This window comes from Alteromonas sp. KUL106, assembly GCF_009811415.1.
Taxonomy (GTDB): domain Bacteria; phylum Pseudomonadota; class Gammaproteobacteria; order Enterobacterales; family Alteromonadaceae; genus Alteromonas.
Window position 1 is genome coordinate 1 of sequence record NZ_BLIG01000111.1, and the last position, 306, is coordinate 306.

The following is a 306-nucleotide window of genomic DNA, read 5'->3' on the forward strand; positions in this document are numbered from 1 at the left end:
ACGTATGTACTCTCTATCTTTACCCATGCATCTGAGCCATCTCCTAAAATTTATCAACCCGGGATGTTTTTTTATCTTCTCCCTTTAGTTATGGCTATGGTAGTAACACACTTTGGCTACATGTCTGCTAAAAGTGGTAGCGTAAGCAAAACACAGTATTTTCAAGTATTCGGGATTTTTGTTCTCTACGGATTTATCTGGCATGCTCTTTTTTAAAACGCTACATAACAAACAAATTATGGCACTCGCTGTCGCTCGCTGGGACGCAAACACGTGCGCGGCTTCGCCATTTTTGCACACGTGTTT

At 41.5% G+C, this 306-nt stretch carries 1 protein-coding gene; it reads left to right on the top strand.

What is annotated here, in order from left to right:
* On the top strand, positions 1–216 hold a 216-nt coding region (locus GVO63_RS19700; RefSeq protein ID WP_236552239.1), incomplete at its 5' end, for a hypothetical protein.
* Positions 217–306 lie beyond the last annotated feature (90 nt).